We start from the raw sequence: 23,086 nt of genomic DNA, 5'->3' as shown, positions 1-23,086 counted from the left end.
GCAGTTGCAGTGGCGGGCTTCGCATCGGCGCTTGGCGGACATCGGTTCTGCGGCTGGCGCCTCAGCGAACGAGGGCCGCTGGCTCAGCCCCGCGCCGCCTCGCGCACCCAGCCGGCCGCCTTCTCCGCAATCATCAGCGTCGGGCTGTTGGTGTTGCCGCTGGTGATGGTGGGCATGGCGCTCGCGTCCACCACGCGCAGGCCGGCGATGCGCCCGCCGCGGCCGTCGCGCACCCGCAGGTGCGCGTCCAGTACCGCGCCCGCATCGCCATCGGCGCCCATGCGCGCGGTGCCCACCGGGTGGAAGATCGTCGTCGCGATGTCGCCGGCCAGGCGGGCCAGGTCCTCGTCGCTCTCGTACTGCGGTCCCGGCTTCCATTCCTGCGGCTGGTAGCGGGCCAGCGCCGGCTGGGCGGCGATGCGGCGCGTCACGCGCAGCGAATCGGCCGCCACCTGCCGGTCCTCGTCGGTGGAGAGGTAGTTGGGGGCGATGGCCGGCGCATCCTCGAAGCGCGGCGTCTTCAGCCGCACCGTGCCGCGGCTGGTCGGATTCAGGTTGCACACGCTGGCCGTGAAGGCCGGAAAGCTGTGCAGCGGATCGCCGAAGGCGTCCAGCGAGAGGGGCTGCACGTGGTACTGGATGTTGGGCCAGGGCCGCTCGGGCGTGCTGCGGGTGAAGGCGCCCAGCTGCGAGGGCGCCATGCTCATCGGGCCGCTGCGGCGCAGCACGTATTCCAGCCCGATGCGCGCCTTGCCCACCAGGCTGGACGCCAGCACGTTCAACGTCGGCGCGCCGTTGATCTTGAACACGGCGCGGATCTGCAGGTGGTCCTGCAGGTTGGCGCCCACGCCGGGCAGGTCGGCCTGCACCTCGATGCCGTGCGCGTGGAGAACGTCGGCCGGGCCGATGCCCGACAGCTGCAGGATCTGCGGCGAGCCGATGGCGCCGGCGCACAGGATCACCTCGCGCGTGGCGTGCACGTCCACCATCTCCTGGCCGTTCCACACGCGCGCGCCGGTGCAGCGGCGCCCGCCCTCGGGCGTGGCCTCGATCAGCAGCCGCGCCACCTGCGCGCCGGTCCACAGCTCGAAGTTGGGCCGGCCGAAGCAGGTGGGCCGCAGGAAGGCCTTGGCCGTGTTCCAGCGCCAGCCGGCTTTCTGGTTGACCTGGAAGTAGCCGACGCCCTCGTTGCTGCCGCGGTTGAAGTCGGTGGAATGCGGAATGCCGGCCTCCTGCGCGGCCTGCGCGAAGGCGTCGAGGATGTCCCAGCGCAGGCGCTGCTTCTCCACGCGCCATTCGCCGCCGTGGCCGTGGAAGCGGGCGAAGTCGGGATCGGTGGCGCCGGGCTGGCCGGGGTCGCCCAGGTAGTGGTCCTCGTGCTGCCTGAAGGCGGGCAGGACGTTGTCCCAGCGCCAGGTGTCGTCGCCGGTGATTTGCGCCCAGCCGTCGTAGTCGCGCGCCTGGCCGCGCATGTAGATCATGCCGTTGATGCTGGAAGAGCCGCCCAGCGTCTTGCCGCGCGGATAGCGCAGCACGCGGCCGTTGAGGCCGGCGTCGGGCTCGGTCTGGTAGAGCCAGTCGGTGCGCGGGTTGCCGATGCAGTAGAGGTAGCCGACCGGGATGTGGATCCAGTGGTAGTCGTCCTTGCGGCCGGCCTCCAGCAGCAGCACGCGGTGGCCGCGCTCGGCGCTCAGGCGGTTGGCCATCAGCGCGCCGGCAGTGCCGGCGCCGATGACGATGTAGTCGAAGGTGGTGTCGCTCACGGGTTGTCTCCTGGGCCTCTAGCGGGCCTTGTGCGGGTGGCGAAAAAGGGGGTGAGTGGGGCGCTACAGATCGCCCGGGTGGTAGCCGGATTCGCGTTGATGGCGGATGGCGAGGACTTCCACCTCGGCCAGATCGATGCTGACGCGGTACAGCGCGACATAGCCGGTGTTGCCACGCTGGATGACCAGTTCGCGCAAGCGGCCCTGCGCCGGGCGGCCGATGCGCGGCTGGTGCGTCAGAACAGTCAGGGCCTGACGGATCACATTGACGGTGTCTGCTGCCGCTTCCGGGTCGTTCGGCAAGAGGAAGTCCACCAGCCGCTGCAAGTCCTTGCGCGCCCGAAGGCTCAGTTCGAGCCGGCTCATGCCGCCTTTTTCTTCGGCTTCGCGCCTCGGCCCCGCACGGGGACCGGCTCCGGCACCACCTCATCGGTGCCATGGGCGCATATCCGCGCGTGCAGCCAGTCGAAGACGTCTTCTGCGGCGTAGACCGGTCCGCCAGCGTCGATCTCCGCTGCCGCGGCGAGAGCGTCCGCCAGAAACTCGGCGCGCTGTTGCCGCCGCCGCACTTCGTCCTGCAATGTCCGCAGCATGAAGGCATGCGCCGAGACCTGATCCTGCTCGGCGAACTGCTGGATCGTCTGCTTGAGCTCTTCCGGCAGCTTCAAAGAGGTGGTGCTCATGGCGTTCTCCAATCATCATCCATCGGGTAACACCATGGTAGCACCGCCATCCGCCGGCCTTTCACAAGGCCTTTTGCGCCGACCTTCTTACTTGGCGGTGGGCATCACGAACTCCGCGCCCTTGCCGATGCTCTCCGGCCAGCGCTGCATGATCGACTTCTGCTTGGTGTAGAAGCGCACGCCCTCTTCGCCGTAGGCATGCATGTCGCCGAAGAGCGAACGCTTCCAGCCGCCGAAGCCCTGCCAGGCCATGGGCACCGGGATCGGCACGTTGATGCCGACCATGCCCACCTGGATGCGGCGGCCGAATTCGCGCGCCACGTTGCCGTCGCGGGTGAAGCAGGCCACGCCGTTGCCGAATTCGTGGGCGTTGATCAGGTCGACGGCCTCGGCCAGGTCCTTCACGCGCACGCAGCCCAGCACGGGGCCGAAGATCTCTTCCTTGTAGATGCGCATCTCGGGCGTGACGTGGTCGAACAGCGTGCCGCCCAGCCAGAAGCCGCCGTCGCAGCCCTCGCCGGCCTGCTTGCCGTCGAAGCCGCGGCCGTCCACCAGCAGCTTGGCCCCTTCCTGCTCGCCCAGGGCGATGTAGCCGCTGATGCGCTCGTGGGCCGCCTTGGTGACGATCGGGCCCATCTCGGCGTCGAGGTTCTCGCCGTCCAGCACCTTGAGCGTCTTCGTGCGCTCGACCAGCTTGGGAATGAGCTTGTCGGCCACGTCGCCCACCAGCACCGCCACGCTGATGGCCATGCAGCGCTCGCCGGCCGAGCCGTAGCCGGCGCCGATCAGCGCGTCCACGGCCTGGTCGATGTCGGCGTCGGGCATCACCACCATGTGGTTCTTGGCGCCGCCCAGGGCCTGCACGCGCTTGCCGTGGTGGGCGCCGGTCTCGTAGATGTAGTTGGCGATGGGCGTGGAGCCCACGAAGCTCACGGCCTTGACGTCGGGATGCGTCAGCAGCGCGTCCACCGCCACCTTGTCGCCCTGCACCACGTTGAACACGCCGTCGGGCAGGCCGGCCTGCTTCAGCAGCTCGGCGATGCGCAGCGAGGGGCTCGGGTCGGTCGGGCTGGGCTTGAGCACGAAGGTGTTGCCGGCGGCGATGGCCACCGGGAACATCCACATCGGCACCATCACCGGGAAGTTGAAGGGCGTGATGCCGGCGACCACGCCCAGCGGCTGGCGGATGGTCCAGTTGTCGATGCCGGTGGAGACCTGCTCGGTGAAGTCGCCCTTGAGCAGCTGCGGAATGCCGCAGGCGAATTCCACGATGTCGATGCCGCGGCTGACCTCGCCCTGCGCGTCGGTGAACACCTTGCCGTGCTCGGCGGTGATCAGGTGGGCCAGTTCGTCCTTGTGCAGGTTCAGCAGCTCCAGGAACTTGAACATCACCCGCGCGCGGCGGATCGGCGGCGTGTCGGCCCACTTCGGAAAGGCGGCCTGCGCGGCGGCCACGGCGGCATTCAACTGGTCCACGTCGGCCAGGCCGGCGCGGCCGGTCAGCGTGCCGGTGGCGGGGTTGAACACGTCCTGCGTGCGGCCGGAGGTGTTGGCCACGGGCTGGCCGTGGATGTAGTGGTCTATGGCGGCAAGGCTGTTCTTCATCGGTGGTCTCGTCGGTGGAAGAGGAGGGATGGCGGGCAGTCTAGGACTGTGCTCACGGGCCGCCTAGGCGCTGAGCTTGAATTGATTGTTCAATCTGACGAACAATGCGCCGATGGATCATTCCAAGATCGAAGGCCTGTGGGCCCATGTGCACTGGCTGACGGTGCTCGCCCAGCAGGGCAGCTACACGGCGGCCGCCCGCCGCCTGGGCGTGAGCAAGGCCGGCATGAGCCAGCGCATCGCCGAGTTGGAGCGCGAGGCCGGCGTGCCCCTGGTGCAGCGCACCACCCGCAGCGTACGCCTGACCGAGGCCGGCCAGCGCCTGGTGGAGGAGACCCGGGGCGCCTTCGACGCCATCGCCCAGAGCTTCGCCGGCGTGCGCGACCTGGCCGGCGTGCCCCGCGGCCGGCTGCGGGTGACGGCGCCGGTGGCGCTGGCGCGGCAGCAACTGGTGCCGCGGCTGGCCGATTTCCTGAACGCGCACCCGGAGGTGCGCATCGAGCTGGAACTCTCCGACCGCCTGAGCGCCCTGGCGATGGAGGGCTTCGACCTCGCCATCCGCCACAGCGCCGCCCCGCCCGAGACGCACGTCGCCTGGCTGCTGTGCGAAACCCGCAGCGTGCTGGTTGCCAGCCGCGCCTACCTGCGCCGGCGCGGCGAGCCGGCCACGCCGACGGATCTGGCCGGCCACGACTGCCTGTACTACCCGCGGCAGGACCAGCCCGCCTGGCAGTTCCTGCCCTGGCCGGCCGCGGCCGGCGCCGAACGCATCACCGTGCCGGTGGCCGGCCCCTTCGCCGCCAACAACAGCGAAGCCCTGCGCGATGCGGCGCTCGCCGGGCTGGGCATCGCGCTGCTGCCCGACTTCAGTGCCCAGGCCGGCCTGCGCAGCGGCAAGCTGGTGGCGGTGCTGCCGGACTGGCAGCCCGTGGGTGCCTTCGCAGAACAGCTGTTCGCCATCCGTCCCTATGCGCCGCATGTGCCGCGGGCCGTGGAGGCCTTCGTGGACTGGCTGCGCGGCGCCTTCGCGCAGGGCTTCTCGGTGCCGCCGGGCGGCGAGCCGGTCGCCTGAAGGCGCTGCCGCGCCGTGTCTGGCCAGCGCATGGCATGGTGGCGCCGCGCCGCCGCTTGTGGGAGCCGCCCCACCCGTTTTCGCGGTCCGTGCGCGCACGCGCCGCCCGCGCGCCTGCGGGTAGCATTCGCCGATTGCCTCCGGCCGGCCGCTCCCCGCGGCGGCCATTGCTTGCCCGCATGCCTTCCTCCCAGTCCCAGCCGCCCCTCCGCGACGACGCCTGGCCCCGCGTGGACCGCGCGCAGGCCGAGGAGCATGGGCCGTGGGCCCCCACCGGCCGCTGGACGGTCCTGGCCTTCTCCTCGCGCGAGCAGTGGACGGCGCTGGAGCGCTCGCTGGACGAAGCCGCCGGCGCCGGCGGCGCCTGGGACCTGCGCGGCATCGAGCAGCTCGACCACGTCGGCGCCCAACTGCTGTGGAACCACTGGGGCCACCAGTGGCCGGCGCAGATCGACATGAGCGATTCGCAAAGGGCCGTGCTCGACCAGGTGGCGCGCTATACCGTGCCGTTGCCGGCCCCGGCCGCGCAGGGCTGGACCACCTGGCCGGCCCGGCTGCTGGCGCAGGGCCCCGCGCTGCTGCGCCTGGGCCGGCAGACGCTGCTGCTGGTCGGCCAGCTGGCGCTGGACCTGGTGCGCCTGGCCCGCGCCCCGCACCGCGGCCCCTGGCGCGACTTTTCGGGCCACCTCTACCGCATCGGCGCCACGGCCCTGCCGATCACGGCGCTGGTGGGCCTGCTCATCGGCGTGGTGCTGGCCTACCTGATGTCGAACCAGCTGCGCAATTACGGGGCCGAGTCCTTCGTGGTCAACATCCTGGGCCTGTCGATCCTGCGCGAGCTGGGGCCGGTGCTGGCGGCCGTGCTGGTGGCGGGCCGCTCCGGCTCGGCCATCACGGCGCAGATCGGCGTCATGCGCGTCACCGAGGAACTGGACGCCATGCGCGTCATGGGCATCCCGCCCGGCTACCGGCTGGTGATGCCGCGGGTGCTGGCGCTGGCCATCGTGATGCCGCTGGTGGCCATCTGGACCTCGCTGGCGGCCCTGATCGGCGGCATGCTCGCCGCCTGGTCGGCGCTGGACATTGCGCCGGTCTTCTTCTGGCAGCAGTTGCCGCGCGCCGTGCCCTTCGTCAACCTCGGCATCGCGCTCGCCAAGTCGGCCGTCTTCGGCATGATGATCGCGCTCATCGCCTGCCATCACGGCCTGCGGGTGGAGCCCAACACCGAAAGCCTGGGCCGGCGCACGACGGCCTCGGTGGTGGCCTCGATCACCATGGTGATCCTGGTCGACGCGCTGTTCGCGCTGCTGTTCCGCGGGGTGGGCTTCCGATGACGGCCGCCGACGTGCAACACCCGCCCGGCGACGCGCCCGCGGTTGTCGAGATCGAGGGCCTGTGGACCGAATTCCCGCGCGGCCGGGGCCAGGTGCAGGTGGTGCACCGCGACCTGCAGCTCACCATCCGCCGCGGCGAGATCCTCTCGCTGGTGGGCGGATCGGGCACCGGCAAGACGGTGCTGCTGCGGCAGATCCTGGGCCTGCAGGCGCCCTCGCGCGGCACGGTGCGCGTGCTCGGCGCACCGCCGGCCGAGCTGGGCGCGCGCGGCGCGGCGGCGGTGGGCATGCTGTTCCAGCACGGCGCGCTGTTCTCGGCATTCAGCGTGCTGGACAACATCGCCCTGCCGCTGCGCGAACTCAAGCTGCTGCCCGAGCCGCTCATCCGCGACGCGGCGCTGGTCAAGCTGCAGATGGTGGGCCTGGGCCCGGAGCATGCGCACAAGATGCCGGCCAACCTGTCCGGCGGCATGATCAAGCGCGTGGCCCTGGCACGCGCCCTCATCATGGACCCGCCGCTGCTGCTGCTGGACGAGCCCACCGCCGGGCTGGACCCGTCCGCGTCGGACAGCTTCTGCGAGCTGCTGCGCGGCCTGCACCGCGAACTGGGCCTGACGGTGGTGATGGTCACCCACGACCTGGACACGCTGTTCGACCTGTCCACCCGCATCGCCGTGCTGGCCGACCAGCGCGTGATCGCGCTGGGCAGCGCCCGCGAGGTGATGGCGGTGGACCATCCCTTCATCCACGACTATTTCGGCGGCGGCCGCGGCCATCGCGCCGCCCTGGCGCTGAAGTCCTGACGAGAAGAAGCACACCATGGAAAACAAGTCCCATGCCCTGGCCGCCGGCGCCTTCGTCTTCGGCATGCTGGCGGTGGTCGTCGCGCTGGTGCTCTGGTTCACGCGGGACAACACCGTGCGCAACCTCTACGAACTGAGCACGCGCGACCCCGTCAGCGGCCTGCAGCCGCAGGCGGCCGTGCGCTACCGCGGCATCATGGTCGGCAAGGTCGCCAGCATCGACTTCGACCCCGAGCACCGCGGCAACGTGCGCGTGCGCCTGGCCATCGACGAGCGTGTGCCGCTCACCAAGTCCACCTTCGCCAGCCTGAGCTACCAGGGCGTGACCGGCCTGGCCTTCGTGGCGCTGGACGACAAGGGCGAGTCGCAGGAGCCGCTGCTGCCCGACAACGACGACCCGCCCCAGATCCCGCTGCGGCCGTCCATGTTCTCGCAGTTGCAGGGCAAGGGCGAGGCCATCCTGGGGCAGGTCGAAGAGGCCACCCGCCGCGCCAACGCACTGCTGAGCGACCAGAACCAGCAGCGCATCGCCCAGGCGCTGGAGAGCATCGCCAAGGTGGCCGCGCAGACCGAGTCGCTCACCCGTTCGCTCGACCAGACGCTCAAGACGCGCGTGGACCCGGCCCTGGCGTCCATTCCGCCGCTGGCCCAGTCGGTGCGCGGCACGGCGCAGGACTTCGGCCAGGCGGCCCAGTCGCTCAACGCCACGCTGCAGCGCCTCAATGCCGAGGACGGCGCGCTCGCGCGACTGGGCTCCGGCACGGCCGCGCTGCAGCAGACGCTGGAGTCGGTCAACGCCACCACGCTGCCGCGCCTGAACCGTGCGGCCGACGACACCTCGCTGGCCGCCCGCCGCATCGGGCGCGTGGCCGACACCATCGCGGACAGTCCGCAGTCGCTGATCTACGGCACCGGCGTGCCCGCCCCCGGCCCGGGCGAGCCCGGCTTCGTGGCGCCGGCCGCGGCCGGCCGATGAAGCGAAGGAGCGTTTTCATGCACCGACCCGATTCCATCCGTTCTCCAGCCGGTCGCGCCACCGCCCGCCGTGCGCTGATCGCCGCCGTGGCGCTGGCCCTGGCCGCCTGCAGTGCGCTGCCGGACAAGCCGCAGCGCAGCACCAGCTACGACTTCGGCCCCGGGCCGCTGGCGGCGGCCGTGCCCGCCGCGCCGGCCGCCGCCCTGCCGCCGATCACCCTGGCGGACCTGGACACGGCCGCCTCCCGCCTGGAAGGCACGGCACTCAATTACCGCCTGGGCTACGAGGATGCGCAGGCGCTGCGGCCCTACGCCAGCGCCCGCTGGACGCAGCCGCCGCTGCAGCTCTTCCGCCAGCGGCTGCGCGACGCGCTGGCCCAGCAGCGCACCGTGCTCGGCACCCTGGAGGCCGGCAACCTGGCCCGCGAAGGCCGCAGCAGCGAGGTGTTGCGCATCTCGCTGGACGAGTTCAGCCACTACTTCGCCTCACCCACGGCCAGCAGCGGCCTGGTGCGGGTGCGCGCCACGCTGCTGGCCCTGTCGCCCACCGGGGAGCGGGTGCTGGGCCAGCGCGTCTTCGTCGTCCAGCGGCCGGCCGCCACCGCCGACGCGGCCGGCGGCGCTGCGGCCCTGGCGTCGGCCAGCGACGAGCTGATCGGCCAGATGGTGCGCTGGGTGGACGGCGCCCGGCGCTGACGCGGCGCGCCAGCGCCTCAGTTCATGCTGCGTCCCAGGATCGGGAACAGCTTGCCGAGGCCATCCGCCATCACCTCCACCGCCAGCGCGGCCAGGATCAGGCCCATCAGCCGCGTCATCACGTTGATGCCCGTCTTGCCCAGCACGCGGGCGATGGGCTCGGCCATCAGCAGCGCCAGCAGCGTGGCGCCGGCCACCACCGCGCCGTAGCCCACCAGCACCAGCATCTGCCACCAGTGCGTCACCTTCTCGGCGTAGATCACCATGGTCGACATGGTGGCCGGGCCGGTCAGCAGCGGAATGGTCAGCGGCACCACCGCGATGGAGGCGCCCAGCGAGGCCTTCACCTCGGTGGCGCGGATCTCCTCCTGGCTGGTCTTGGCCTCCGCCGGCTGGGCGTTGAGCATGTTCAGCGCGCTCATCAGCAGCAGCATGCCGCCGCCCACCTGGAAGCTCGCGATGGAGATGCCGAAGAAGGACAACAGCTGCAGCCCCAGCAGCGCGCTCACCGCGATCACGACGAAGGCGCTGAAGGCGGCCGTGCGCGCCGTGCGCTCGCGCATGCGGTCGGTGTAGCCCTGCGTGTAGTGGATGAAGAAGGGCACGATGGCCAGCGGATTGACGATGGCCAGCAGCGTGATCAGCGGCTTGATCAGGTCCATGGAATTGCCCATGCCGGTCATCGCTCAGCGCCCGCCCGTCACGTCGAGCAGGGCGCCCGTGGTGTAGCCGGCCTCGGGCGAAAGCAGCCACAGCACGGCGCCGGCGATCTCCTCGGCCGTGCCCACGCGCTGCATCGGCACCGTGGACGCGAGCTGGAAGGCGCGGTCGGGCAGGCCGCCCGAGGCATGGATCTCGGTGTCGATCAGCCCCGGCCGGACGGCATTCACGCGGATGCCCTCGGCCGCCACCTCGCGCGCCAGCCCGAGCGTCATGGTGTCGATGGCGGCCTTGCTGGCCGCATAGTCCACATACAGACCGGGCGAGCCCAGGCGCGACGCCGCGCTGCCGATGTTGACGATGCCGCCGCCGCTGCCGCCATGGCGGGTGCTCATGCGCCGTACCGCCTCGCGCGCGCACAGGAAGCTGCCGATCACGTTGATGCGGAACATGCGTTCCAGCCGTGCGCCACTCATCTCGTCGACGCGCGCCTGCACGTCCACCACGCCGGCGTTGTTGACCAGGCCGTCCAGGCGGCCGAACTTGGCATCGACCTGGCGGAACATGGCCTCGACCTGCGCCTCGTCGCCCACGTCGGCCCGCACCGCCATGGCGCGGCCGCCGACGTCGCGGATGCGGCGCACGACCTCGTCGGCCGCCAGCGACCGGCTCGCATAGTTGACCGCCACCGCCCAGCCGCGGCGGGCGGCTTCCAGGGCGACCGCGGCGCCGATGCCGCGGCTGCCGCCGGTGACCAAGAGGACTCGGGGTTCCAAAGGCTTCTCCTTCGCTGACAGAGCGGAATGGGGTTTGGGGCGAAACTGCCGGGTGCCCGCCGGATGCTTCCGTTGCCGTGCGGCCCCCCTTTCACATCCCCGTTTGTACCCAAAGGAGCAGACCCTCATGGGCCAATTCATCGACCTGACCGCCAAGGATGGCTTCACCTTCCCCGCCTACGTGGCGGAGCCCGCCGGCACGCCCAAGGGCGCCGTCGTGGTGCTGCAGGAAATCTTCGGCGTCAACTCGCACATCCGTTCGGTGGCCGACGGCTATGCCGCCGACGGCTACCTGGCCGTGGCGCCGGCCACCTTCCATCGCGTCAAGCAGGGCGTGGAACTGGGCTACACCGACGAGGACATGAAGGCCGGCTTCGAGCTCAAGACCGCCGTCGAGGCCCTGCCCGCGCCGGGCGTGCTGCAGGACGTGCAGGCCGCCGTCGAATACGCCGGCCGCGCCGGCAAGGTCGGCCTGGTGGGCTACTGCTGGGGCGGCCTGCTGACCTGGCGCGGCGCCAGCGAACTGGCCGGCCTGTCGGCCGCCGTGCCCTACTACGGCGGCGGCATGACCACGCCCGAGGAATCGGCCCGCCAGCCCAAGGTGCCGGTGCTGGCTCACTTCGGCAAGCAGGACCACTGGATTCCGCTGGAGACCGTCGAGGCCTTCAAGAAGGCGCATCCCGAGGTCGAAGTGCACGTCTACGACGCCAACCATGGCTTCAACTGCGACCAGCGCGGTTCCTACGACGCACCCTCGGCCAAGCAGGCGCGCGAGCGCACGCTGGCCTTCCTGGCCAAGCACGTCGGCTGAGCCCCGGCCCGGCCCGGCCGGCGGGAAACACGCAGCGGGCGCCGGCCTCGGCCCCGCCTGCTTCAGCCGCCGACTTCGGTCTCTGCCGCAGCGGGCAGGGTCCCCGTGGCCGCCGACGCCTCGGCACTGGGCGGGGCCGCATCGCTCGGCGCTTTGCGCTTGGCGTACTTGCTCTTGGGGCCGATGCGCGACTCTAGGAAGTCCAGCAGCGCCCGCAGTGCCGCGCTGTTGTGGCGCCGCTGCAGGTAGGCGGCCGACAGCCACATGTCCTTGCGGGTGAATTCGCCGAGCACCGGCACCAGTTCGCCGTGGTCGAGCTGCGGCTGCACCACCAGCGCCGGCACGTAGATCACGCCCAGGCCGCGCATGGCCACGTGGATCAGCGGGCCGGCCTCGCTCGCCTCCATGCGGCTCTTGACCGGCACGGCGATCTTGCGGCCGCGCTCCTCGAAGCGCCACACCGGGTCCAGCCCCTGGCGGACCAGGGTCAGCGCGGTGTGGTTGGCCAGGTCTTCCGGCCGCTGCGGCGTGCCGTGCTTGCGCCAGTACACCGGCGAGGCGCACACCACCATGGGCATCGACAGCAGGCGACGCACGATCAGGTTCTCGTCCTCGATGGGGCCGAAGCGCAGGCCCACGTCGATGCCTTCCTCGGCCAGGTCCACGTCGTTGGACAGCTGCAGCGAGATGTTCACGTCCGGGTAGTAGCCCATGAACTCGGCCAGCAGGTTGGGCAGGTCGCCGCTGGCCATGCCCACGGGCGCGGCGATGCGCAGCCGGCCGCGCGGCTGGTTGGCGCGTTCCTGCAGCTCGGCCTGGGTCAGCTCCACCATCTCCAGCACCGGCTGGCTGCGCTCGAGCAGCAGCGAGCCGGCATCGGTCAGGCTGACGGAGCGGGTCGAGCGGTTGAGCAGGCGCACGCCGAAGCGGGTTTCCAGCTCGGCCACGTATTTGCTGACCGTGGCCTTGGACAGCTTCAGCCGCTTGGCCGCCGTGGAGAAGCTGCCCTGTGCGGCGACTTCGTGGAAGGTGCGGATGAGGTCGAGGCTGTCCATGGCGGTGAGGCACGCGCGGCGTGGCCGCGTGGTGACGGGAAGATGGTGTGCATTGTTTCAAATACGCGAACAGCGTGGTTCTGCACACCCCGGGTTTGCCCGCGCCGGCCGCCACACAATTCGTTCCACGGGCTCAGCGACTTGCGGGTCCGGCGGACGAAAGCCAGGCACCACATGGGGTGAGTGCTTCCAAAACAGGAGCTTCGTTCGCGTTCCGTCAAATGTCAGGAGTTGAACCATGAACGCATCGAAGATCCTCGCCGCCGCCGCTCTGTCCTTCGTCGCCATCGCCGGCGCCCAGGCCGAAACCTATGAAGGCGTGCAGGCCCCCGTGTCGGCCCTGAGCCGCGCCGACGTGCAGGCCCAGGCCGTGGCCGCCGCCCAGGCCCCCAACCAGAACGTGACCCGCGGCTCGCGCGGCGCCGAAACCGTCGCCGTGTCGCAGCCCCGCGCCGCCGTGCAGGCCGAGGCCGTGCGCGCCGCCTACGCCCCCGACCAGAACGTGAGCAGCGGCTCGCGCGTCAACAGCAAGGTCGTGTCGACCTTCGTGAACCCCATCGAAGCGGCCGCCCGCAGCAACGGCGCCAGCAAGTTCTGAGGACGCCGGCCGGCCTGAAGAGGCCGGCATCGGTGAGACACCTCGCCCAGGCCGCCCGCGCGACTCGCGCCGGCGGCTTTTTCACGGGCCGGCGCTGCCCGCCCTACTTGGTTCGCGCCAGATAGCGCTTGCGCCAGAACACGAGCACCAGGGCGATGGCGATGACCACCATGGCCACCAGCGCCACCCAGAAGCCATCGGTCGCATGCACCAGCGGGATGAATTCGAAGTTCATGCCGAAGATGCCGGCGATCAGGTTCAGCGGCAGGAACACGGCCGTGAGCACCGTCAGCACCCGCATGATGTCGTTGGTGCGGTGGCTCTGGACGTTGAAGTGCAGCTGCACCGCCAGCTCGGCGTTCTGCTCCAGCCGGTGCACGTGGCGCACCACGCGCTCGATGTGCTCCAGCACGTCGCGGCTGCGCACGAGCAGCAGTTCGTGGTCGCGCCGGGCCGTGGGCTCGGCGGGCATGGGCTGCGCTTCCAGGGCGTCGATCCAGTCCTGCACCGCCGTCTGCTGGTCGTCGCAGATCTCGTCCAGGTGGTGCAGGCCCTGGCGCGCCTGCATCAGCGCGCCCCAGTTGGTGAAGCGGGTCTTGGGGTCGATCAGCTCGGCCTGCCAGTGGTCGAGCTGGCGCGTCAACTCGCGGCGCAGCGCCAAGTAGCCGTCGACGATCTGGTTGGCCACGCGCAGCATCAGGTCGGCGGGGCCCGCCGGCAGGCGGCTGGAGACGGCGCGCGCGTCGAGCGGCTGGGCATCCGCCGCCAGCAGGCGCTCAGCCACGCCGTCGCGCACGCTGCCGTCCTCCGGATGCACGGACAGCAGCAGCCGGTCAAAGACCGCGAAGCCGACGGGCCGGGTGTCGATGCGGCGCAGCACCGGCGGGCCGCCCTGCGCCAGCGGCGCGGCGGCGATGGTCGGCTGCCCCGGCGCGGCGCTGGCCAGGCGGCGCAGCACCAGCACGTCGTAGGCGGAGGTGGCGTCGTAGTGCGACGGCAGCTGGTCGTTGAGCAGGTCGCTCACGTGCAGGTCGACCAGCCGGCAGCCGGCGACGGCCTGCAGCCAGGGCTGGACCTGCGCCAGCGTGCCCTGCAGTTCGTCCCGGGTGAGCGACAGCCAGTAGAAGTGGCCGTCGGCCGGCGCCGCTGGCAGGGGCTCGCCCGCGGGCAGCGCGATTTCGCGCACCTGCGTGCCGTTGATGTCGAGGAGGCGCATCGCGCGGAGAGCGGGCGGCCTGCGCTCAGGCGCGCAGCCGCCGCGCGGCGTCGAGGGCGAAGTAGGTCAGCACGCCATCGGCGCCGGCGCGCTTGAAGGCCAGCAGGCTTTCCATCATCACGGCGTCGTGGTCCAGCCAGCCGTTCTGGGCGGCGGCCTTGAGCATGGCGTATTCGCCGCTGACCTGGTAGGCGAAAGTGGGCACGCGGAAGGTTTCCTTCACGCGGCGCACCACGTCCAGGTAGGGCATGCCGGGCTTGACCATCACCATGTCCGCGCCTTCGGCGATGTCCATGGCCACCTCGCGCAGGGCCTCGTCGGTGTTGGCCGGGTCCATCTGGTAGGTGTACTTGTTGCCCTTGCCCAGGTTGCCGGCGCTGCCCACGGCGCTGCGGAAGGGGCCGTAGAAGGCGCTGGCGTACTTGGCGCTGTACGCCATGATCCGCGTGTGGATGAAGCCGTGGGACTCCAGCGCCGCACGGATGGCGCCGATGCGCCCGTCCATCATGTCGCTGGGCGAGAGGATGTCCACGCCGGCGGCGGCGTGGGCCAGCGACTGCTTGATCAGCGCCTCGATGGTCTCGTCGTTCAGGATGTAGCCGCTGTCGTCGATCAGCCCGTCCTGGCCGTGCGTGGTGTACGGGTCCAGCGCCTGGTCGGTCATCACGCCCAGTTCCGGGAAGCGCGACTTCAGCGCCCGGATGGCGCGCGGAATGATGCCGTCTTCGTGCCAGGCGACGGCGCCGTCGGCGGTTTTGGTGGCCGGGTCCGGCACGCCGAACAGGTCCAGCACCGGCACCCCCAGTTCCAGCGCCTGCTCGCCCACCCGCAGCAGCTCGTCGATGGAGACGCGCTCCACGCCCGGCATCGCCGCCACCGGCGCACGGCCCGCCGCCTCGTGCACGAACACCGGGTAGATGAAGTCGTGGGGCGTGAGCAGGTGCTCGCGCACGAGGTTGCGGGAGAAAGCGTCGCGGCGCAGCCGGCGCGGCCGGCCGGCGGGATAGGGGGCGTGGAAGGTCATCCGAAAATTGTGCCCCAGGGCCCGTAAGGCCGGCGGCGGCAGGCACATGACGGTTCGATGAAAAGCCCTGCGCGCGAGAATGAATTCATTTGGCTTAATGTGAATCGGATGGTAAAAATAAGTTGATCAAATGTTGATGAGGCCCCGGGATATTGTTAGATTCCTGGTTGAGCGGCTTGCCGCTCCCCGCTTTTCCTCCCTGAGCGGGTGCCTTGATGTGTGACAGCAAAAGGGCTTCCCAGCCCGGCGCCCTGGGCGCCGGGCTTTTTTTTGCCCGCGCCGGCCGCAGCGACCCATTGCCTACACTGCGCCGATGCTCTGGGTGAAGTCCTTTCACATCGTCTTCGTGGCCAGCTGGTTCGCCGGCCTGTTCTACCTGCCGCGCATCTTCGTGAACTTGGCGATGGTGCCGGCCTCGTCGGTGGCCGAGCGCCAGCGGCTGCTGCTGATGGCGCGCAAGCTGCTGCGCTTCACCACCCTGCTGGCGGTGCCGGCCCTGGGCTTCGGGGCGTGGCTGTGGCTGGGCTACGGCATCACAGGCGGCTGGCTCCATGCCAAGCTGGCGCTGGTGCTGGTCGTGATCGGCTACCACCACCTGTGCGCCCGCCTGCTGCGGCGCTTCGAGACCGACACCAACCGCCTCGGCCACCGCTGGTACCGCTGGTTCAACGAGGCGCCGGTGCTGCTGCTCGTGGCCATCGTGGTGCTGGCCGTGGTCAAGCCCTTCTGAGCGCCGGCCCGGCGACGTGACCGCCTCCGCCACGCGCAAGACGACCGCCCTGCCGCTGGCCCTGGCCTATGCGGCGCTGATCGTCTACGCGAGCCTCTATCCCTTCGACCACTGGCGCGACCAGGGCATCGCACCCTGGGCCTTCCTGGGCGCGCCCTGGCCCAAGTACTGGACCGGCTTCGACCTCGGAGTCAACGTGGTGGGCTACGTGCCCTTCGGCTTCCTGGTGGCGATGGCGGTGCTGCGGGGCGGTGTGGCGGCGGGCGTGGGGTCGGCCGTCCTGCGCGGCTTCGGCGCCGGGCTGGCGCTGTCGCTGGCCATGGAGACGCTGCAGAGCTACCTGCCGTCGCGCATTCCCTCCAACGTCGACCTCGGGCTGAATGCCGCCGGCGCCCTGCTCGGTGCCCTGGTGGCAGGCGCGCTGGTGCGCCTGGGCGTGGTGGCGCGCTGGAGCCGGCTGCGCGAATCGTGGTTCATCGACGAGGCGCGGGGCGCCCTGGTGCTGCTGGCGCTGTGGCCCGTGGCGCTGCTCTTTCCGGCCGCCGTGCCCTTCGGCCTGGGCCAGGTCTTCGAGCGGCTGGAGGCAGCGGTGGCGGACTGGCTGGCCGACACGCCCTTCCTCGACTGGCTGCCGGTGCGGGAGTTCGAGCTGGAGCCGCTGGTGCCCGCGGCCGAGATGCTGTGCGCCATGCTGGGCCTGCTGGTGCCCTGCCTGCTGGCCTTCTCGGTCACGCGCTCGCGGCCGATGCGGCTGCTGATGCTGGGCCTGGTGGTGGCGGCCGGCGTGCTCGCCAGCGGCCTGTCGGCCGCGCTCAGCTACGGGCCGGAGCATGCGTGGGCCTGGATGGGCCTGCCGGTGCAGGTCGGCATCGGCGCCGCGCTGGGGCTCGGCCTGGCGCTGCTGGCCGCCCCGCGCCGGGTCAACATGGGGCTGATGCTGCTGGCCTCGGGCCTGCACCTGAGCCTGCTCAACCAGGCGCCCGAAAGCGCCTACTTCGCCCAGACCCTGGCGACCTGGGAGCAGGGGCGCTTCATCCGCTTCCATGGCCTGGCGCAGTGGCTGGGCTGGCTCTGGCCTTTCGCCGCCATGGGCCATGCCCTCTACGGGCTCAGCCGGCGGCGGGTGCGCTCCTAGAATCGCCCGATGCCCCAGCCGTACTACGCCCGCCACGTTTTCTTCTGCCTGAACAAGCGCGAGAACGGCGAGGATGCCTGCGCCGCCCACGACGCGCAGGGCGCCTTCGACCACTGCAAGTCCCGCGTCAAGAAAGAGGGCCTGTCCGGCCCCGGCAAGGTGCGCGTCAACAAGGCCGGCTGCCTGGACCGCTGCGCCGGCGGGCCGGTGGCCGTGGTCTATCCCGAGGGCACCTGGTACAGCTTCGTCGACAACGCCGACATCGACGAGATCGTCGAATCGCACCTCAAGCGCGGCGAGGTGGTCGAACGCCTGCTGCTGCCGCCGGACGTGGGCCGCTGAGCCTGGTTGCCTCCCCGGCTTTCCGAGCGCCACCGTCCCTCCGCTGCCCGACCGCCGCGTGCGGCGCATTTCGCCCATCCTTTCCATGAACGCACAGACTGAACGACTCAGCCTTGGCGGCGCCGCCGGCGCCATCGAGGTGCTGCGCGACCGCGCCGCGGCCGGCGTGCCCGAGGCCGGCACGGCCGTGATCGCCCATCCGCATCCGCTCTTCGGCGGCACCATGGACAACAAGGTGGTGCAGACCCTGGCGCGCGCGTTTGTGGCCTGCGGCTACACCGCCGTCCGTTTCAACTTCCGCGGCGTCGGCGCCAGCGCCGGCGTGCACGACGAAGGCCGAGGCGAGACCGAGGACTTCCTGTCGGTGGTGCAGCAACTGGCGCCCGAGGGCCCGCTGGCCATCGCCGGCTTCTCCTTCGGCGCCTTCGTCGCCAGCCAGGCCACCGCCCGGCTGCAGCCGGACCGCGACATCCGCCGTCTGGTGCTGGTGGGCACCGCCGCCTCGCGCTTCGAGGTCGCCGTGCTGCCGCCCGCGCTGCACGAGCGCACGCTGGTCGTGCACGGCGAGCAGGACGACACCGTGCCGCTGGCGGCCGTCATGGACTGGGCCCGTCCGCAGTCGCTGCCCGTGACCGTGGTGCCCGGGGGCGGCCATTTCTTTCACGGACAATTGCCGCTGCTGAAGTCGCTCGTTGTGCGCCACCTGCTGACGGCAGGCTGAGCGGCTGGTGAACCAATCGGCGCCGGCCGTGTCTGCCGAACGGTGACGGCCCGGGCGGCGCCCGCCGGCCGCACCCCGGCGCGGCAGCGGCCATTCGCGCGGCTGCCTGCGGGCCGTTCCGTTTTCGTCTGCCGTTCTCTTCCCGTCCCCGGACGCTCCTCTTTTTCGATCTCCAACGCATGATCCGTCTTCTTCGTTCGCTGGTGCTCGTCGTGGCCGCCACGATGAGCGCACTGGCCAGCGCCCAGGCCCCCGTTCCCCCCGAAATCGCCGCCCGGAGCTACCTGCTCCTGGATGTGACCGCCAACCAGATCCTGGCCGAGAAGGACATCGATTCCCCGGTGGAGCCGGCCTCGCTGACCAAGCTGATGACGGCCTACCTGGTCTTCGACGCACTCAAGGCCAAGAAGATCAGCCTGACGCAGACCCTGCCCGTCAGCACCCGGGCCTGGAAGATGCCCGGCTCGCGCATGTTCATCGACCCCAAGATGCAGGTGCCGGTGGACGACCTCATCAAGGGCATGATCGTGCAGTCCGGAAACGACGCCACCATGGCCCTGGCCGAGGGCGTGGGCGGCTCCGCCGAGAACTTCGTGCGGCTCATGAACGAGCAGGCCAAGGCGCTCGGCATGAAGAACACCGGCTACCGCAACCCCGAAGGCCTGACGGCGCCCGGCCACACCACCACCGCACGCGACCTGAGCATCCTGGCGACGCGGCTGATGAAGGACTTTCCCGAGTACCTGCATTACTACTCGATCAAGAAGTACCGCTACCCGGGCACGCCGGCCTCCAACGACACCAACCGCAACCTGCTGCTGTTCCGCGACCCGTCGGTGGACGGCCTCAAGACCGGCCACACCGAGGCGGCCGGCTACTGCATGATCGTGACCGCCAAGCGCGACTTCCCCAACCTGGGCGGCGGCCGGCGGCTGCTGTCGATCATGCTGGGCACCGCGAGCGAGAACGCCCGTGCCAACGAGTCGCAGAAGCTGGTCAACTGGGGCTATACCGCCTACGACGCCGTCAAGCTCTTCGATGCCGGCCAGCCGGTGGCCACCCCGGCCGTCTGGAAGGGCAAGGCCAACACGCTCAAGCTGGGACAGCCCGAGCCGATCGTGGTGGCGGTGCCCTCGGGCTCGGCCAGCAAGATCAAGACGGAGATCGTCCGCCCCGATCCGCTGGTCGCGCCTTTCACCAAGAACCAGCCGGTGGGCCAATTGAAGATCTCCCTGGGCGACCAGCCCGTGACGCAGGTGCCGCTGGTGGCCCTGGAGCCGGTGGAGCAGGCGGGCGTGCTCGGCCGCGCCTGGGACGCGATCCGTCTCTGGATCAAGTGAGTGAGTGAGGGGCAAGGCCGGCGGGCGATGGCCGCCCGCGGCGTCCGCGGCCTTCATGCGCCGGCAATGCCTCCGGCATCCGTTTGAGGGCTGACCGGCGTGCGGCGCGCCTGCGCTTGCCAGGCTCTGCCGCCCGCGCTACACTAGAGGGCTTTTCGGAAAATTCCGAACGGATTCACGTTTTTGTCGTTTCCCCGTCGGCCTGCGCGGCCGATCTGCCTGTCACGGGGCTTCAGGGGATTTTTGGGACCATTTATCCATGCCAACCATCAACCAACTGGTGCGCCAGGGTCGCGAGGTCGAGAAGACCAACTCGAAGAGCCCGGCCATGCAGAACTCGCCGCAACGCCGCGGCGTCTGCACCCGCGTCTATACCACGACGCCCAAGAAGCCGAACTCCGCGCTGCGTAAGGTCGCCAAGGTGCGCCTGACCAACGGTTTCGAAGTCATTTCCTACATCGGCGGCGAAGGCCACAACCTGCAGGAGCACTCGGTGGTGCTCGTGCGCGGCGGCCGTGTGAAGGATCTGCCCGGTGTGCGCTACCACATCGTGCGCGGCTCGCTTGACCTGCAAGGCGTCAAGGACCGCAAGCAGTCCCGTTCCAAGTACGGCGCGAAGCGCCCCAAGAAGGCCTGATCGCCTTCCTGGTCCACGGATCATTCGGTGTTCGGCAGCCTTGGCGGGCCGTCCGGACGTAGTGACCCCAAACACAGGTCGTCTGTGCGGGTCGAGTAAGTGAGAGTCCTGCTGGCTCTCGCGGCAGTGCCGGAAGGCAGTGCCAACTGAAGCAAAGAGGTTTGAAACATGCCACGTCGTCGCGAAGTCCCCAAACGTGAAATCCTGCCGGATCCCAAGTTCGGCAATGTCGAGCTGTCGAAGTTCATGAACGTGATCATGGAAGGCGGCAAGAAGGCGGTCGCCGAGCGCATCATCTATGGCGCGCTCGACACCATCGAAAAGAAGAGCGGCAAGGATCCGCTCGAGATCTTCACCACGGCCATCAACAACGTGAAGCCGATGGTCGAAGTGAAGTCGCGCCGCGTCGGTGGCGCGAACTACCAGGTGCCCGTCGAAGTGCGTCCCGTGCGCCGTCTGGCCCTGTCGATGCGCTGGCTCAAGGAAGCCGCCCGCAAGCGTGGCGAGAAGTCCATGGCCATGCGCCTGGCCAACGAGCTGCTCGAGGCCACCGAAGGCCGTGGCGGCGCGATGAAGAAGCGCGACGAAGTGCACCGCATGGCCGAGGCCAACAAGGCCTTCAGCCACTTCCGCTTCTGATTTCCGTCCCCATATCTCAGAGGCCCGGAGCCCGACCCGCCGAAAACGGCGGGCGGGCTCTATGCCGTTAAAGGAGTTTTCTCATGGCACGCAAGACCCCCATCGAGCGCTACCGCAACATCGGTATCTCGGCCCACATCGACGCTGGCAAGACCACGACGACCGAGCGCATCCTGTTCTACACCGGTGTGAACCACAAGATCGGCGAAGTGCACGATGGCGCGGCGACCATGGACTGGATGGAGCAGGAGCAGGAGCGCGGCATCACGATCACGTCGGCCGCCACCACCTGCTTCTGGAAGGGCATGGACATGTCCTATCCGGAGCACCGCTTCAACATCATCGACACCCCCGGCCACGTGGACTTCACCATCGAGGTGGAGCGTTCCATGCGCGTGCTGGACGGCGCCTGCATGGTGTACTGCGCCGTCGGCGGCGTGCAGCCCCAGTCGGAAACCGTCTGGCGCCAGGCCAACAAGTACAAGGTGCCCCGCCTCGCGTTCGTCAACAAGATGGACCGCACCGGCGCCAACTTCTTCAAGGTCTATGACCAGATGAAGCTGCGCCTGAAGGCCAACCCCGTGCCCGTCGTGATCCCGATCGGCGCCGAGGAAGGCTTCAAGGGCGTGGTCGACCTGCTCAAGATGAAGGCCATCATCTGGGACGAAGCCTCCCAGGGCATGAAGTTCGAGTACCAGGACATCCCGGCCGAACTCGTGGCGTCCGCCAAGGAATGGCGCGAGAAGATGGTCGAGGCGGCTGCCGAGGCCAACGAAGAGCTGATGAACAAGTACCTGGAAGAGGGTGACCTCTCCGAGGACGAGATCAAGCTCGCCCTGCGCCAGCGCACCATCGCCACCGAAATCCAGCCGATGCTGTGCGGTACCGCGTTCAAGAACAAGGGTGTGCAGCGCATGCTGGACGCCGTGATCGACTACCTGCCCTCGCCCGTGGACATTCCCCCGGTGGCCGGCACGGACGACGACGAGCAGGAAACCAGCCGCAAGGCCGACGACGCCGAGAAGTTCTCGGCCCTGGCCTTCAAGCTGATGACCGACCCGTTCGTGGGCCAGCTGACCTTCGTGCGCGTCTACTCGGGCGTGCTGACCAAGGGCGACACCGTCTACAACCCGGTCAAGGGCAAGAAGGAGCGCATCGGCCGTATCGTGCAGATGCATGCCAACGAGCGCCTGGAAGTCGACGAGATCCGCGCCGGCGACATCGCCGCCTGCGTGGGCCTGAAGGACGTGACCACCGGCGAGACGCTGTGCGATCCCGATTCCATCGTGACGCTGGAGCGCATGGTGTTCCCCGAGCCCGTGATCGCACAGGCCGTCGAACCCAAGACCAAGACCGACCAGGAAAAGATGGGCATCGCGCTGGGCCGCCTGGCTGCAGAAGATCCCTCGTTCCGCGTGAAGACCGACGAGGAGTCCGGCCAGACCATCATTTCGGGCATGGGCGAGCTCCACCTCGAAATCATCGTGGACCGCATGAAGCGCGAGTTCGGCGTGGAAGCCAACGTGGGCAAGCCCCAGGTGGCCTACCGCGAAACCATCCGCAAGACGGTGGAAGAGGCCGAAGGCAAGTTCGTGCGCCAGTCGGGCGGCAAGGGCCAGTACGGCCACGTCGTGCTGAAGATCGAGCCGAACGAAGCCGGCAAGGGCATCGAGTTCGTCGACGCCATCAAGGGCGGTGTGGTTCCGCGTGAATTCATCCCGGCCGTGGAAAAGGGCATCAACGAAGCCGTGAACCAGGGCGTGCTGGCCGGCTACCCGGTCGTGGACGTCAAGGTGACGCTGCACTTCGGCTCCTACCACGACGTGGACTCGAACGAACTGGCGTTCAAGATGGCCGCCATCTTCGGTTTCAAGGAAGGCTGCCGCAAGGCCGGTCCCGTCATCCTCGAGCCGATGATGGCCGTGGAAGTCGAGACGCCGGAAGACTACGCCGGTACCGTGATGGGCGACCTGTCGTCCCGCCGCGGCATGGTGCAGGGCATGGACGACATGGTTGGCGGCGGCAAGGCCATCAAGGCCGAAGTGCCGCTGTCCGAAATGTTCGGCTACTCGACCTCGCTGCGCTCCGCGACGCAAGGTCGTGCGACGTACACGATGGAGTTCAAGCACTACGCGGAAGCTCCACGCAACGTCTCTGAAGCCATCGTCGCCGCGCGAGCCAAGTAATCCGATCGGCCCTCCCCTCGCGGGGGCTGCCGTGGAACCGGCTTTGCCGGGCCACTGGCAGCGCCCCCTTGAGGGGGGGCGACGCCCCTCGGGGGTGTTTCGTTAATTTGTCTGCGACCGCATGCCCCTCGTTGCCCGTGGCGAGGGAATCAGCAATGCGGTGCAGACGTAAAACCACCACACGGGCAATGCTCTTTGGAGTTGAGAAATGGCAAAAGGTAAGTTCGAACGTACGAAGCCCCACGTCAACGTGGGCACCATCGGCCACGTGGACCATGGCAAGAC

At 69.6% G+C, this 23,086-nt stretch carries 24 protein-coding genes and 1 pseudogene; 16 read left to right on the top strand and 9 right to left on the bottom strand.

The features are described from left to right. Positions 1–83 precede the first annotated feature (83 nt). From NS331_RS03875 to NS331_RS03860, 4 genes are all read right to left on the bottom strand, one after another. Entirely contained in the window at positions 84–1,763 is a 1,680-nt protein-coding gene (locus NS331_RS03875) for a GMC family oxidoreductase (RefSeq protein WP_058640693.1), read from the bottom strand. Between the two features lie 63 nt (positions 1,764–1,826). Continuing rightward, on the bottom strand, positions 1,827–2,129 hold the full coding sequence (locus NS331_RS03870) for a type II toxin-antitoxin system RelE/ParE family toxin (RefSeq protein ID WP_058640692.1): 303 nt from the start codon (positions 2,127–2,129) through the stop codon (positions 1,827–1,829). Continuing rightward, entirely contained in the window at positions 2,126–2,446 is a 321-nt protein-coding gene (locus tag NS331_RS03865; RefSeq protein ID WP_058640691.1) for a hypothetical protein, read from the bottom strand. The genes NS331_RS03870 and NS331_RS03865 overlap by 4 nt, the downstream gene beginning before the upstream one ends. Before the next feature lie 87 nt (positions 2,447–2,533). Next, positions 2,534–4,051, bottom strand: coding sequence for a CoA-acylating methylmalonate-semialdehyde dehydrogenase (locus NS331_RS03860; RefSeq protein WP_058640690.1), 1,518 nt, complete (start codon positions 4,049–4,051; stop codon positions 2,534–2,536). Positions 4,052–4,163: 112 nt separating this feature from the next. On the opposite strand from NS331_RS03860, the gene NS331_RS03855 reads away from it, so the two are divergent. The 5 genes from NS331_RS03855 (at position 4,164) to NS331_RS03835 (ending at position 8,931) form a co-directional block, all read left to right on the top strand. Next, positions 4,164–5,123 carry a LysR family transcriptional regulator gene (locus NS331_RS03855; RefSeq protein WP_058640705.1) on the top strand — a complete coding sequence of 320 codons (960 nt, stop codon included), beginning with the start codon at positions 4,164–4,166 and terminating at the stop codon, positions 5,121–5,123. A 179-nt stretch (positions 5,124–5,302) separates the two neighbouring features. Further along, positions 5,303–6,457 (top strand): MlaE family ABC transporter permease, encoded by a 1,155-nt coding sequence (locus NS331_RS03850; protein WP_058640689.1) that lies wholly within the window; start codon positions 5,303–5,305, stop codon positions 6,455–6,457. Further along, positions 6,454–7,260: an ABC transporter ATP-binding protein gene (locus tag NS331_RS03845; RefSeq protein ID WP_058640688.1), complete on the top strand. Its 807-nt coding sequence runs from the start codon at positions 6,454–6,456 to the stop codon at positions 7,258–7,260. Before NS331_RS03850 ends, NS331_RS03845 begins: the two co-directional genes overlap by 4 nt. Positions 7,261–7,276: 16 nt before the next feature. Next, positions 7,277–8,236 (top strand): MlaD family protein, encoded by a 960-nt coding sequence (locus NS331_RS03840; protein ID WP_058640687.1) that lies wholly within the window; start codon positions 7,277–7,279, stop codon positions 8,234–8,236. A gap of 17 nt (positions 8,237–8,253) precedes the next feature. After that, a complete protein-coding gene (locus tag NS331_RS03835; RefSeq protein ID WP_082702240.1) occupies positions 8,254–8,931 on the top strand; it encodes an ABC-type transport auxiliary lipoprotein family protein in 678 nt (225 codons plus the stop codon). Between the two features lie 17 nt (positions 8,932–8,948). On the opposite strand, the gene NS331_RS03830 is transcribed toward NS331_RS03835, so the two are convergent. Further along, positions 8,949–9,605 carry a MarC family protein gene (locus tag NS331_RS03830; protein WP_440589363.1) on the bottom strand — a complete coding sequence of 219 codons (657 nt, stop codon included), beginning with the start codon at positions 9,603–9,605 and terminating at the stop codon, positions 8,949–8,951. A 12-nt stretch (positions 9,606–9,617) separates the two neighbouring features. Continuing rightward, positions 9,618–10,349, bottom strand: a complete 732-nt coding sequence (locus NS331_RS03825) for an SDR family oxidoreductase (protein ID WP_440589365.1) — start codon at positions 10,347–10,349, stop codon at positions 9,618–9,620. Between the two features lie 145 nt (positions 10,350–10,494). Here NS331_RS03825 and NS331_RS03820 point away from each other — a divergent pair, with 145 nt between their 5' ends. Then, positions 10,495–11,178, top strand: coding sequence for a dienelactone hydrolase family protein (locus NS331_RS03820; RefSeq protein ID WP_058640685.1), 684 nt, complete (start codon positions 10,495–10,497; stop codon positions 11,176–11,178). A gap of 62 nt (positions 11,179–11,240) precedes the next feature. Here NS331_RS03820 and NS331_RS03815 read toward each other — a convergent pair whose 3' ends face one another. Further along, entirely contained in the window at positions 11,241–12,233 is a 993-nt protein-coding gene (locus NS331_RS03815; RefSeq protein WP_082702238.1) for a LysR family transcriptional regulator, read from the bottom strand. Positions 12,234–12,471: 238 nt separating this feature from the next. Between NS331_RS03815 and NS331_RS03810 the strand changes: the two genes are divergently transcribed. Further along, on the top strand, positions 12,472–12,831 hold the full coding sequence (locus tag NS331_RS03810) for a hypothetical protein (RefSeq protein ID WP_058640684.1): 360 nt from the start codon (positions 12,472–12,474) through the stop codon (positions 12,829–12,831). A 103-nt stretch (positions 12,832–12,934) separates the two neighbouring features. Here the strand turns inward: NS331_RS03810 and NS331_RS03805 are convergent, their stop codons facing one another. Then, positions 12,935–14,047, bottom strand: a complete 1,113-nt coding sequence (locus tag NS331_RS03805; protein ID WP_058640683.1) for a magnesium transporter CorA family protein — start codon at positions 14,045–14,047, stop codon at positions 12,935–12,937. A gap of 25 nt (positions 14,048–14,072) precedes the next feature. Next, on the bottom strand, positions 14,073–15,071 hold the full coding sequence (hemB, locus tag NS331_RS03800; RefSeq protein WP_058640682.1) for a porphobilinogen synthase: 999 nt from the start codon (positions 15,069–15,071) through the stop codon (positions 14,073–14,075). Positions 15,072–15,384: 313 nt separating this feature from the next. Here hemB and NS331_RS03795 point away from each other — a divergent pair, with 313 nt between their 5' ends. The 9 genes and pseudogenes from NS331_RS03795 to NS331_RS25365 form a co-directional block, all read left to right on the top strand. Continuing rightward, positions 15,385–15,801 carry a CopD family protein gene (locus NS331_RS03795; protein WP_058640681.1) on the top strand — a complete coding sequence of 139 codons (417 nt, stop codon included), beginning with the start codon at positions 15,385–15,387 and terminating at the stop codon, positions 15,799–15,801. Between the two features lie 16 nt (positions 15,802–15,817). Continuing rightward, positions 15,818–16,936 carry a VanZ family protein gene (locus tag NS331_RS03790; RefSeq protein WP_058640680.1) on the top strand — a complete coding sequence of 373 codons (1,119 nt, stop codon included), beginning with the start codon at positions 15,818–15,820 and terminating at the stop codon, positions 16,934–16,936. A 9-nt stretch (positions 16,937–16,945) separates the two neighbouring features. Then, positions 16,946–17,278: a (2Fe-2S) ferredoxin domain-containing protein gene (locus NS331_RS03785; RefSeq protein WP_058640679.1), complete on the top strand. Its 333-nt coding sequence runs from the start codon at positions 16,946–16,948 to the stop codon at positions 17,276–17,278. 85 nt (positions 17,279–17,363) lie between these two features. Then, positions 17,364–17,999 carry an alpha/beta hydrolase gene (locus NS331_RS03780; protein WP_058640678.1) on the top strand — a complete coding sequence of 212 codons (636 nt, stop codon included), beginning with the start codon at positions 17,364–17,366 and terminating at the stop codon, positions 17,997–17,999. Between the two features lie 179 nt (positions 18,000–18,178). Then, the gene (locus tag NS331_RS03775; RefSeq protein WP_058640677.1) at positions 18,179–19,339 is read left to right on the top strand and encodes a D-alanyl-D-alanine carboxypeptidase family protein; all 1,161 of its coding nucleotides are present in this window, start codon (positions 18,179–18,181) and stop codon (positions 19,337–19,339) included. A gap of 259 nt (positions 19,340–19,598) precedes the next feature. Continuing rightward, on the top strand, positions 19,599–19,976 hold the full coding sequence (rpsL, locus tag NS331_RS03770; protein ID WP_027101803.1) for a 30S ribosomal protein S12: 378 nt from the start codon (positions 19,599–19,601) through the stop codon (positions 19,974–19,976). 168 nt (positions 19,977–20,144) lie between these two features. After that, positions 20,145–20,615 (top strand): 30S ribosomal protein S7, encoded by a 471-nt coding sequence (gene rpsG / locus NS331_RS03765; protein WP_017759705.1) that lies wholly within the window; start codon positions 20,145–20,147, stop codon positions 20,613–20,615. Positions 20,616–20,698: 83 nt separating this feature from the next. After that, a complete protein-coding gene (gene fusA / locus NS331_RS03760) occupies positions 20,699–22,801 on the top strand; it encodes an elongation factor G (RefSeq protein WP_058640676.1) in 2,103 nt (700 codons plus the stop codon). Between the two features lie 208 nt (positions 22,802–23,009). Then, positions 23,010–23,086 (top strand): annotated as a pseudogene (locus tag NS331_RS25365) (GTP-binding protein); the annotation flags it as partial.

This window comes from Pseudacidovorax intermedius (assembly GCF_001476815.1).
GTDB lineage: Bacteria > Pseudomonadota > Gammaproteobacteria > Burkholderiales > Burkholderiaceae_C > Xenophilus > Xenophilus intermedius_A.
The sequence above is the reverse complement of the archived record's forward strand: the minus strand, read 5'-3'. Positions and strand labels throughout refer to the sequence as shown.

Bases quoted from the DNA above. Each gene is read 5' to 3' on its own strand.
- NS331_RS03795 (WP_058640681.1), top strand. From the start codon at position 15,385: ATGCTCTGGGTGAAGTCCTTTCACATCGTCTTCGTGGCCAGCTGGTTC.
- NS331_RS03855 (WP_058640705.1), top strand. From the start codon at position 4,164: ATGGATCATTCCAAGATCGAAGGCCTGTGGGCCCATGTGCACTGGCTG.
- NS331_RS03785 (WP_058640679.1), top strand. From the start codon at position 16,946: ATGCCCCAGCCGTACTACGCCCGCCACGTTTTCTTCTGCCTGAACAAG.
- NS331_RS03775 (WP_058640677.1), top strand. From the start codon at position 18,179: ATGATCCGTCTTCTTCGTTCGCTGGTGCTCGTCGTGGCCGCCACGATG.
- NS331_RS03830 (WP_440589363.1), bottom strand. From the start codon at position 9,605: ATGGGCAATTCCATGGACCTGATCAAGCCGCTGATCACGCTGCTGGCC.
- NS331_RS03835 (WP_082702240.1), top strand. From the start codon at position 8,254: ATGCACCGACCCGATTCCATCCGTTCTCCAGCCGGTCGCGCCACCGCC.
- hemB (WP_058640682.1), bottom strand. From the start codon at position 15,071: ATGACCTTCCACGCCCCCTATCCCGCCGGCCGGCCGCGCCGGCTGCGC.
- NS331_RS03870 (WP_058640692.1), bottom strand. From the start codon at position 2,129: ATGAGCCGGCTCGAACTGAGCCTTCGGGCGCGCAAGGACTTGCAGCGG.
- rpsG (WP_017759705.1), top strand. From the start codon at position 20,145: ATGCCACGTCGTCGCGAAGTCCCCAAACGTGAAATCCTGCCGGATCCC.
- NS331_RS03850 (WP_058640689.1), top strand. From the start codon at position 5,303: ATGCCTTCCTCCCAGTCCCAGCCGCCCCTCCGCGACGACGCCTGGCCC.
- NS331_RS03815 (WP_082702238.1), bottom strand. From the start codon at position 12,233: ATGGACAGCCTCGACCTCATCCGCACCTTCCACGAAGTCGCCGCACAG.
- fusA (WP_058640676.1), top strand. From the start codon at position 20,699: ATGGCACGCAAGACCCCCATCGAGCGCTACCGCAACATCGGTATCTCG.
- NS331_RS03865 (WP_058640691.1), bottom strand. From the start codon at position 2,446: ATGAGCACCACCTCTTTGAAGCTGCCGGAAGAGCTCAAGCAGACGATC.
- NS331_RS03845 (WP_058640688.1), top strand. From the start codon at position 6,454: ATGACGGCCGCCGACGTGCAACACCCGCCCGGCGACGCGCCCGCGGTT.
- NS331_RS03820 (WP_058640685.1), top strand. From the start codon at position 10,495: ATGGGCCAATTCATCGACCTGACCGCCAAGGATGGCTTCACCTTCCCC.
- rpsL (WP_027101803.1), top strand. From the start codon at position 19,599: ATGCCAACCATCAACCAACTGGTGCGCCAGGGTCGCGAGGTCGAGAAG.
- NS331_RS03780 (WP_058640678.1), top strand. From the start codon at position 17,364: ATGAACGCACAGACTGAACGACTCAGCCTTGGCGGCGCCGCCGGCGCC.
- NS331_RS03810 (WP_058640684.1), top strand. From the start codon at position 12,472: ATGAACGCATCGAAGATCCTCGCCGCCGCCGCTCTGTCCTTCGTCGCC.
- NS331_RS03805 (WP_058640683.1), bottom strand. From the start codon at position 14,047: ATGCGCCTCCTCGACATCAACGGCACGCAGGTGCGCGAAATCGCGCTG.
- NS331_RS03860 (WP_058640690.1), bottom strand. From the start codon at position 4,051: ATGAAGAACAGCCTTGCCGCCATAGACCACTACATCCACGGCCAGCCC.
- NS331_RS03840 (WP_058640687.1), top strand. From the start codon at position 7,277: ATGGAAAACAAGTCCCATGCCCTGGCCGCCGGCGCCTTCGTCTTCGGC.